The sequence below is a fragment of the Allocoleopsis sp. genome (genome assembly GCF_036703385.1).
Lineage (GTDB): Bacteria > Cyanobacteriota > Cyanobacteriia > Cyanobacteriales > Coleofasciculaceae > Allocoleopsis.
The window spans coordinates 1-9012 of record NZ_DATNPA010000088.1 but is presented as its reverse complement, the minus strand read 5'-3'; the positions used below and the strand labels follow the sequence as shown (position 1 = coordinate 9012).

Below are 9012 nucleotides of genomic sequence, written 5' to 3'. Positions count from 1 at the left end.
CCAAAATCCAAAATCCAAAATCCAAAATCGATTGACCGACGACAAAAGATGGATTTACTGCGATCGCTACCTTTGGGGCTGTACCTGGAACAACCCGTAACCTGGCTACATCACCTGGACTCCAGGGTAAAATTTATCTGGCTCATGAGCTTTCTGGTTGCTCCCCTGTTAGCGAATCCCTACTGGCGTGTGGCGTTAGTGGTGCTGTTGATTCTGCTAACGCTCTCAGCCGCGATTCCGTTACGGGTGTGGCGTCAACAAATGGCTTGGCTGCTGATGCTCTCAATTTTTGTCTTCATCATCACAGCGATCGCTCCTGATGGCTATTCAACTGACAGTCAGCCACGGCTCCCTGCTTTTACTCAGCAACCGACTAACCTTCCCATTAAAGCTCCTACGCCTCGACCTTGGTACAACCCCTTTGGTTTAGGAGAACAGCCTTCTCCAAGTACATCCTCTACAGAACAATCGGCTCCAAAGCCCTTACCACAGCCAACCGACTATCACTACGTACTCTGGAAAGCTGGCCCCGTCACCCTCACTCGTCGGTCTTTAGATCTGGCCATTCGTGTTAGCACCCTGCTCTTTACCGTTATCTACAGCAGTACGCTGTTCCTGCTCACGACGGCACCCGAAGAAATTACAGCTGGCTTAGAAAGCTTGATGCGTCCTTTACGGCGTATCGGGGTACCCGTGACCGAAATTGCCCTCACATTAACCCTTTCTTTGCGCTTCATTCCCCTAGTCCTTGAAGAAGTACAGAATTTAGTTCGTTCTGTGTACACTCGCGCTATCAATTGGAAAAAATTAGGCATCCGCAAAAGCCTTCAAGTTTGGTTAATGGTGGCGGAACGATTACTGGAAAATCTCCTATTGCGAGCTGAGCAAATTGCCAGTGCGATGCTCGTGCGCGGCTTTACCAGTCCCAATGAGCATCGGGTACGGTGGCATCAGCTGCGCCTACGTTGGGGCGACTGGTTAGCAGTAGGTGGCTTACTCGTCTTCTGGGGATTACGGGTGGTTTGGGGTGGAACAGTTTAACCTGTAATACACAAGACCTGTCCGAAATATAATCTGCGCCCTAAAAAAAGGGTAGAACAGTCTTTTCACCGTCTACCAACATGAAAAATCCCTTTCATTATATCCAGCAGTACCCAAAACGTACCTGCCAACAGTCCTCCTGACTACTGATTGAGAAGGGTTGTAATGTGCAAGCGATCGCTCCCCTCGCTACTGCAATCAGCTCGCTAAACTAAAAGCAGAGTTCACAAACATGATGCCATGTCGTTCACCCAGGATGTAGAATCTTCTATTGTTGTGCCGGAAGAGGTTGTCTTCTCGCCTGGTGACTTAGAGAGCCACGAACCGCCCTTGGAAAGTGACTTACACCGCGAGCAAATTGACTTATTGATTCGCCTGCTGCGATGGTGCTGGCAACAACGACATGATTTCTATGTTTCTGGTAACTTAACGGTCTATTACTCTCCTCAACAGCGCAAGTCAGAAGACTTTCGAGGGCCAGACTTTTTTGTCGTCCTGAATACTGAAGATAAGCCACGCAAAAGCTGGGTAGTTTGGGAAGAAAACGGCAAATATCCCAATGTAATTGTAGAACTTTTATCCAATTCAACAGCAGCAACAGACCGAGGATTGAAAAAGCAGATTTATCAAGATATCTTTCGCACTCCGGAATATTTTTGGCTCGATCCACACAGTTTGGAATTTGCGGGATTTGAGTTAATTCGAGGAACCTATTGCCCACTGCAACCGAATCAACAAGGTTGGCTGTGGAGCGAACAATTAGAACTTTATTTAGGGATTCACGAACAAAAACTACGCTTTTTCACTCGCGAAGGGCAATTAGTCCCGACACCGGAAGAGGTAGCTATTGCTGAACAACAACGAGCTAATCAAGAGCTACAACGCGCTGAGCAAGCTGAGGCTTTATTGGCTAGGTATCGAGAACGTTTTGGGGAGTTTTCAGACGAATAATGGTTCATCTCCTCCTCTTTAGTTTGACTCGTTTCACTTTGCCTTCTAGCTGTTGGGGAGTTGCTTGCGATTGCTGTAAATCTCATACAATCGCTTTCCGATTTCGATCATAATGCTACGCGATCGCACTAATTTTCATACAGTCGCTTGCCGATTTTGATGGGAATATCTGCGGCAGGAAACAACATCTTCATCTACTCTATTTCTTCGCTCAACCCTTCAAACTGTTGGTAATTTCATTTTATAGCAATCGCCACAACGGTTAGGACATTTCAAAAGCTGAGATTGAAAATTGGCTCTGGGACATTTGTCCTAATAGCCTTGACGACTGCTCTAGTAGATACGAGGCTTTAATTTCTGCTCAAAAATATATTGATCAAACGTACTATCCCATCCAGGATAAACGCATCTAAATATCGATAATTTGGACTTAGGAAGTAAGACAAGAAAACTCACCCGTGAGACTCCAACTCCCCCCAAAGTTGGGAGGCTGAGGGGCAAGAGCAGTTTGTGCCATCTCCAACAACAACCGCTTCAGTGTCGTCGATTTCCCCGAACCCGGTTTCCCCGACAGCAACACATGATTCGCCGCATATTTCCTTAACCCCTCTAATACTGGAAATCGCTCAATCTTTTGCCTTGGTTCCTCTCTCTCCCTACCCTCGGATTCCTCCCGTACTACCGTTTGCGCTTCTAACACCAAATCCGTATCCGTCGCTGTGTACCGGGATAATGTTTCCTGATAACGAGAGTCAGTACAAACAAACGCTAAATAGGGAGAAAAATCAACGCCATTCATCGAGAGTTAAATTCGCCAGCCCATGATTTATACTACTCGATGCTTTCTTTTGCTCCGGACTGCAAGACTCTCCCAGAGACGAATATAATCTCTAACGGCTCGCTAAAAAGAACTATTATCACAGAAGTGATGAAAATCTCTTCTCTTAATTCCTAAGCCTAAGTGAATGTCCCAGATTGATGACTTGCAGCCCTGGTATTGGCGATCACTACCCCTGGAACATCGCACAGGTTCCCAGATATTTGACTGCTTGTTTCGCCATAGTGGTACGATTGCTACCCTCCTAGAAAGCCCGTACCCCACTCCTCCCGATCAACCGCAGTTAGCTCGATACTCCATCTGTGCGGGGATGCCCCGCCTCCAGCAGGGACGCCATCAAATGTGGACACCACCCGTTGGTGAAATCCTACCTTTCCTGTGCCGTTTGCTGTCGCCTCAAGCAGACAGAGGGAGTTGGACAGCCAACTCTTTAGTAAACACACAAGAGGAGACAGGTTTCCCACCCCCTCACCTCCCATTTACCGGGGGTTGGCTCGGCTGGCTTGGCTATGACCTCGCCTGGGAAATTGAGCAGCTACCTCGTTTAAAAGCTGATCCCCTGCCATTTCCCGTCGCTTTCTGGTATGAACCTGCTACGTTTGCTGTCCTCGACCACGCTCAACAAACGCTGTGGTTAGCCGCCACGAGTCAAGCTGAACTCGATTCATTACAACAACGACTGGAACAACAAGGGTTACAGGTTAACGAGGTGGACGTGGAAGCTTGGAACCCGTCTTCAAAGCTTCAACCTTCAAACCTTCAAACCTTCAACCTTCAACCTTCAAACCTCCAAAGCTTCAACCTTCAACCTTCAAACCTCCAACCTTCCAACTTCTCTTTCCTGAGTTCTCAAACGGATTTTGAAGCCGCCGTTGTTCAAGCGAAAAAGTACATCCAGGCCGGTGATATCTTTCAAGCCAATCTTTCTTTGAGGTTTGAGGTCGCCACAAGCGCCGATAGCTGGGCGATTTATCGCGCCTTACAGCAAATTAATCCTTCTCCCTTTGCCAGCTATTGGCAAACCCCTTGGGGGGATGTGATCAGCTGCTCACCGGAAAGACTGGTACAGCTACAAGGACGGCAAGCGCAAACACGGCCCATTGCTGGGACGCGATCGCGCGGAGCAACCCCTGAGATCGACCAGCAGTTAGCTCAAGAGCTAATTGCCAATGCGAAAGAACGAGCGGAACATATCATGCTCGTTGATTTGGAGCGCAATGACCTAGGGCGTGTGTGCGAGTGGGGTTCGGTAGAGGTGAACGAATTATTCACGATTGAGCGTTACAGCCACGTTATGCACCTTGTGAGTAACGTTATGGGTACCCTGCGTACTGACAGGGATGCGGTTGACCTGATCCGCGCCTTGTTTCCTGGTGGTACGATCACTGGCTGCCCTAAAGTTCGTGCGATCGAAATTATTGAAGAACTGGAGCCAGTCCGTCGTAGCTTGTTCTATGGCTCCTGTGGTTATATTGACCAACGCGGTCACCTGGACTTGAATATTTTGATTCGCACCCTTTTAGTGAGCGATCGCGACACGGGAGTCAATATTGAGGAGAAATCTCTCCACACTGGGGACTCGACTGAATCAAAATCCATCAAAATCGTTTCAGGTCAAGTTGGAGCCGGCATTGTCGCTGACAGTGACCCAGCAAAGGAATGGTACGAGTCTCTGCACAAAGCTCAGGCTCAGCTTTCTGCTCTCAAGATTCTAAGTTTTTGACGTTTTCGCCTGCTCTCCCTGCTCTCTAGGTTAGCGACCCTGGCTCTGGTAATTCTACGGCTGGATGAATATCGCTCCTAAGGTTGAGTCTTTGTCAATCCCGAATCAAGCTATCATCGGCATAGCTTTCATCGGAGTCTGCACTTCTAAGAATCCTAATATTTTTATCGAGGCGAAGCTTGGCTCTCCGTCAACTCCAAATCAGGCTATCATCGGCATAGCTTTCATCGGAGCCAGTACGCCTGTTCTCTATATGAGTCTTCCCAATCCCCCAGCTAGGGATGGGTATTTTTAGTTTGGATGTTAATGAGCACCGAAACATACCTAAATCACCCGACGTTTGGTCTGCTTTTTCGAGTTTGTATGGTTGAAGAGAACCAGGAGTTGTTCACCACTCTCTATGCCCAACGCCTATTTTTTCTGGTCACCACTGCTCCTGACGGTCTTACTTTTGAACCGATTAGTCGCTCAGATGCTCGGCTCTTAGTGGAAAATCGCCTCCGTCAGCTCCGTCGCACTGGTTCCCTGGACGATATGGAGCAGCTTCAGGTTATCCATAAACAAACTTTTCTGTAACCCACTAGCCTTTGCCTGTAAATTCATCAATCGAACAATAATTCTTGAACCGGCAATTCAGACTCCTCAAGCCTCTGGCATGATTGAGGAGGGATAATTTAATCAACGGTATCAAAAATCTCGAATCGAATGACTGGTTCCATTGCAGAACGCATTGCCACCATACGCCAACAACTGCCGACAGACGTCCGGTTGATTGCTGTCACTAAACAAGTTCCAGTGGACGCGATGCGAGAAGCTTACTCAGCTGGTGTTCGGGATTTCGGGGAAAGCCGCATTCAAGAAGCGGAAGCCAAAAGAGCCCAGTTGAGTGATTTACCTGGCCTCAACTGGCATCTAATTGGGCATTTACAGAGTAACAAAGTCAAAAAAGCTTTGGAGCAATTCCAGTGGATTCATTCTTGTGACAATCTCAAGTTAGCCCAACGCCTGAATCGCTTAGCCACTGAGCTGTCCTGGAAACCACAAGTCTGCCTCCAAGTCAAAATTGTGCCAGATCCTGACAAATACGGTTGGAGCATCCCAGAACTGCTAGCAGATTTAGCGGAACTTGATCAGTTCGATGCGCTACAAATTCGAGGATTAATGACAATTCTCCCCTTTGGATTATCTCAAGAAGAAAGTCTTCAAGTCTTTGAGCGTACTCGTGAACTGGCTCTAAAGATTGGGCAGCAAACTTGGTCGAACCTGCAAATGCAGGAGCTTTCGATGGGAATGTCAGATGATTACCCTCTTGCCGTGCAAGCCGGTGCGACGATGGTACGTGTCGGGCGAATTATTTTTGGTGAACGAATCGCTTAATCTGACAGCAAGATAGAAGATGAACTCCTCAACAGGAACTAAGGACTATCCATAACTGGTCATCTCTGGACTAGGCTGCGTCCTCGTAGGAGCGCTAGTCTCCCCCTCCCCTCGTTCTATGGGTCAAGCTATGGGCTAATATAATGCCAACACAACTCTGACGAATATTGTCACCCTTAAAATTGTTTGGCATTTCTTGCGGGGTGTTGTGCGACTACCTGCTTTGAGGAGGCTGATGTATACTTTTGGTTTATTTTGAGAGGCTTGTCTCAGGGAGAATGATGAGGGGGCAGACTAAACAAAAGCCATCTTCTTTTCGCTCTAAAAAAGCATCTGTTGAAGGCTGCTGCCTCCAAAAAAACCGCTAGTCAGATTTTAGGGTCAAACTATGGAGCGTGAACAATGAACAATATCTTTACCAAACTCCGAGATTTTGTGGGTCTCAATGATCCAGTAGAGTACGAGTACGAGTACGAAGACGACGGAGATACCTACCAAACTCTCTATCAGCAAGAACAGCAAGTTCAAGCGCCACCGCCTCCGGAGGAAGAGCGTACACCGCGCCGTCGCGTTCGGGAGCGCACCAGTGTAGGATCAGAAGCAGGAATGGGATCAACAACTTCAATGAATAACGTGATTGGGATGCCTGGAGCTGTTAATGGAATTTCGGAAGTAGCGGTAATCGAGCCGCGTTCGTTTGAAGAAATGCCGCAGGTGATTCAAGCACTGCGAGAGCGTAAGTCAGTGGTTTTGAATCTAACGATTATGGACCCAGATCAAGCGCAACGAGCAGTGGACTTCGTCGCCGGTGGTACCTACGCAATTGATGGTCATCAGGAGCGAATTGGCGAAAGTATCTTCTTGTTTACACCTAGCTGTGTTCAAGTCAGCACTCAATCAGGCGTCGTTCATGAAGTGTCTTCGCCCCAAATGCGTCCTAACCGTCCAGCGGCTCCCGCGCCGGCTTGGGCGTCTGAACAGGAGCGGATGGCTCAGTAAGCATCTAAGATTTGGTGTTTAGACTAAACTCTAAAATCCAAAAGCCAAAATCCAAAATTCGGTTAAGAGGGGAGCTGGGGTGGCAATCAAGCTTGGCATAGTGGGTGGCGGGGTAATGGGAGAAGCCCTCTTATCCCGTCTGATTGCTCAACAGCTTTATCGCCCTGAGGATGTCCTGGTGAGTGAGCCGCAAGCCCACCAACGGGACTTGTTAGCGCGAAAGTACGGTGTCCAGGTGACATCGCGTAACCGAGCCGTAGCGGCGGTCTCGGATATTTTGTTGTTGGCGATTAAACCCCAGGTGTTTGAGGCGGTAGCGATAGAGCTGGCAGAAGATAACGGTGAGCGTCCCGACAAAGAGCTGTTGCCGGTCGTGGTTTCGATTTTAGCGGGTGTGTCTTTAAGCAAGCTGGAAGCAGCATTTGGGCGTCAGCCAGTCATCCGAGCGATGCCCAATACTCCTGCAACAGTAGGGGCCGGAATCACGGCGATCGCACCGGGAAAAACGGTCAGCAAAAGCCAGAAGGAGCAAGCGATCGCCATCTTTCAAGCCGTTGGCGAAGTGGTCGAGGTATCGGAATCTTTGATGGATGCCGTAACTGGCTTATCGGGATCAGGGCCAGCTTATGTGGCAATTCTGATCGAGGCTCTCGCTGATGGGGGGGTTGCGGCTGGCTTGCCTAGAGCTATAGCCTCTCAGTTGGCTCTCTCGACAGTGCTGGGTACAGCTCAACTGTTGCAACAATCAGAACTGCACCCCGCTCAACTCAAAGACCGTGTGACTAGCCCTGGTGGGACTACCATTGCTGGGATCGCTGAGTTGGAGCGTGCAGGCTTCCGCTCTGCCTTGATTGAAGCCGTTCTGGCGGCTAAAGAACGTTCTCGACAACTGGGTCAGGGATAATTTGTAATTTTTAATTCGTAATTCGTAATGACCCCTACTATTCAGTCGTTTCCAAGCTGGAACATTTGCGATCGCCCTTGGCGGTGAGCGTTGTGCGATCGCTCTCGTTTGGAAGCGGGCTATTCAAAGGCAACGTGACAGTAACTATCGTGCCTATCCCAGTTGCGCTCTCCACCATGATTTGACCCTGATGTAAGTCCACAGAACTTTTAACAATCGCTAGCCCTAGTCCAGTTCCGGAAATGGTGCCAACATTGCGACCCCGGTAAAACGACTCAAACAGGTGTGGTTGGTCTTCTACAGCAATACCGCGCCCTTCGTCTTGAATGCACACAATGGCTTTGGTTTCGTCACAAGCTAGGTCAATCTTAACTGTGCTGCCCTTTGGCGAATATTTAATCGCATTCGAGAGCAAATTGCCGAGAATGTACCCTAGCAGCTTCGCGTCCATGTAGGGAGTCGCCATTAGGGTAGCCGAGGCATCAGGTTTACTGTTGCCCTGACTCGTAAAGATAACAGTATGCTGGTTGCCGAGCGTTACTTGCAGGTCTTCTACCAGTTCGCGACAGAATTTCTCCAAATCCAAGGGGGAAGGGTTAAACTTCTGTTTCCCCGCTTCAATTTTGCTCAGAGTTAGTACATCACTCACTAGCTGGGTGAGAGTGTAGACAGAGGTTTGAATGCGACGGTAGTGCTTAAGCCTTCTATCTTCTGTAAATTGATGAATGTAACGTTCAAGGAGTTCGGCAGACGATAAAATACTCGCCAGTGGAGTGCGATACTCATGGGAAACCATCGCAACGAAACGTGATTTGAATTCGTTGAGTTCTCGTTCCGCTTCTAGAGCTTTGTAAAGTTCTTCTTCGGCTTGCTTGTACTTCGTAATATCCTCCATTGTGGCGAGATGACGAAGCATATTTCCCTGTTCGTCAAATATTGTAATGGGCTGTAGCCGAGCCAAAAATCTCTCGCCATTTTTTCGGGTAAACCAGAGTTCGATCTGTTTCTTCTGCCCTGTCATTGCCAGCCCAAATTCTTGGTTAATCTGGTCTAGATCGGCTAAATCCCAGTAGGGATAAGGAGGAACTTGACCGACGAGTTCTTCAGAAAAATAACCACAAATTCCTTCAAAAGCTGGATTAACGAATAAGATTTCCCCACATTCATCGGTTGAAATAA

At 48.3% G+C, this 9012-nt stretch carries 10 protein-coding genes; 8 read left to right on the top strand and 2 right to left on the bottom strand.

Annotated elements, in window-relative coordinates; translation table 11 throughout:
- Window positions 1–48 precede the first annotated feature (48 nt).
- Together V6C93_RS04530 and V6C93_RS04525 are read left to right on the top strand one after the other, a co-directional pair.
- Entirely contained in the window at window positions 49–1041 is a 993-nt protein-coding gene (locus V6C93_RS04530) for an energy-coupling factor transporter transmembrane protein EcfT (protein WP_349262614.1), read from the top strand.
- A gap of 240 nt (window positions 1042–1281) precedes the next feature.
- Window positions 1282–1992 (top strand): Uma2 family endonuclease, encoded by a 711-nt coding sequence (locus V6C93_RS04525; RefSeq protein WP_333475459.1) that lies wholly within the window; start codon window positions 1282–1284, stop codon window positions 1990–1992.
- A 430-nt stretch (window positions 1993–2422) separates the two neighbouring features.
- On the opposite strand, the gene V6C93_RS04520 is transcribed toward V6C93_RS04525, so the two are convergent.
- Entirely contained in the window at window positions 2423–2791 is a 369-nt protein-coding gene (locus V6C93_RS04520; protein ID WP_333475458.1) for an FtsK/SpoIIIE domain-containing protein, read from the bottom strand.
- A 166-nt stretch (window positions 2792–2957) separates the two neighbouring features.
- On the opposite strand from V6C93_RS04520, the gene pabB reads away from it, so the two are divergent.
- The 6 genes from pabB to proC all read left to right on the top strand — a co-directional run bounded on the left by pabB (window position 2958) and on the right by proC (window position 7833).
- Window positions 2958–4553: an aminodeoxychorismate synthase, component I gene (pabB, locus tag V6C93_RS04515; protein ID WP_333475457.1), complete on the top strand. Its 1596-nt coding sequence runs from the start codon at window positions 2958–2960 to the stop codon at window positions 4551–4553.
- 64 nt (window positions 4554–4617) lie between these two features.
- Complete coding sequence (locus tag V6C93_RS04510; protein WP_333475456.1) at window positions 4618–4848, top strand: hypothetical protein; 231 nt, start codon at window positions 4618–4620, stop codon at window positions 4846–4848.
- A gap of 11 nt (window positions 4849–4859) precedes the next feature.
- A complete protein-coding gene (pipX, locus tag V6C93_RS04505; protein WP_333475455.1) occupies window positions 4860–5129 on the top strand; it encodes a transcriptional coactivator PipX in 270 nt (89 codons plus the stop codon).
- A gap of 129 nt (window positions 5130–5258) precedes the next feature.
- Entirely contained in the window at window positions 5259–5930 is a 672-nt protein-coding gene (locus V6C93_RS04500; protein ID WP_333475454.1) for a YggS family pyridoxal phosphate-dependent enzyme, read from the top strand.
- A gap of 402 nt (window positions 5931–6332) precedes the next feature.
- On the top strand, window positions 6333–6929 hold the full coding sequence (locus tag V6C93_RS04495; protein ID WP_333475453.1) for a cell division protein SepF: 597 nt from the start codon (window positions 6333–6335) through the stop codon (window positions 6927–6929).
- A gap of 79 nt (window positions 6930–7008) precedes the next feature.
- Window positions 7009–7833: a pyrroline-5-carboxylate reductase gene (gene proC, locus V6C93_RS04490; protein ID WP_333475452.1), complete on the top strand. Its 825-nt coding sequence runs from the start codon at window positions 7009–7011 to the stop codon at window positions 7831–7833.
- Between the two features lie 37 nt (window positions 7834–7870).
- Here the strand turns inward: proC and V6C93_RS04485 are convergent.
- A partial coding sequence (locus tag V6C93_RS04485) for a HAMP domain-containing sensor histidine kinase (protein WP_333475451.1) occupies window positions 7871–9012 on the bottom strand: 1142 nt, incomplete at its 5' end.

Bases quoted from the DNA above. Each gene is read 5' to 3' on its own strand.
- V6C93_RS04530 (WP_349262614.1), top strand. From the start codon at position 49: ATGGATTTACTGCGATCGCTACCTTTGGGGCTGTACCTGGAACAACCC.
- V6C93_RS04525 (WP_333475459.1), top strand. From the start codon at position 1,282: ATGTCGTTCACCCAGGATGTAGAATCTTCTATTGTTGTGCCGGAAGAG.
- V6C93_RS04520 (WP_333475458.1), bottom strand. From the start codon at position 2,791: ATGAATGGCGTTGATTTTTCTCCCTATTTAGCGTTTGTTTGTACTGAC.
- pabB (WP_333475457.1), top strand. From the start codon at position 2,958: ATGTCCCAGATTGATGACTTGCAGCCCTGGTATTGGCGATCACTACCC.
- V6C93_RS04510 (WP_333475456.1), top strand. From the start codon at position 4,618: ATGAATATCGCTCCTAAGGTTGAGTCTTTGTCAATCCCGAATCAAGCT.
- pipX (WP_333475455.1), top strand. From the start codon at position 4,860: ATGAGCACCGAAACATACCTAAATCACCCGACGTTTGGTCTGCTTTTT.
- V6C93_RS04500 (WP_333475454.1), top strand. From the start codon at position 5,259: ATGACTGGTTCCATTGCAGAACGCATTGCCACCATACGCCAACAACTG.
- V6C93_RS04495 (WP_333475453.1), top strand. From the start codon at position 6,333: ATGAACAATATCTTTACCAAACTCCGAGATTTTGTGGGTCTCAATGAT.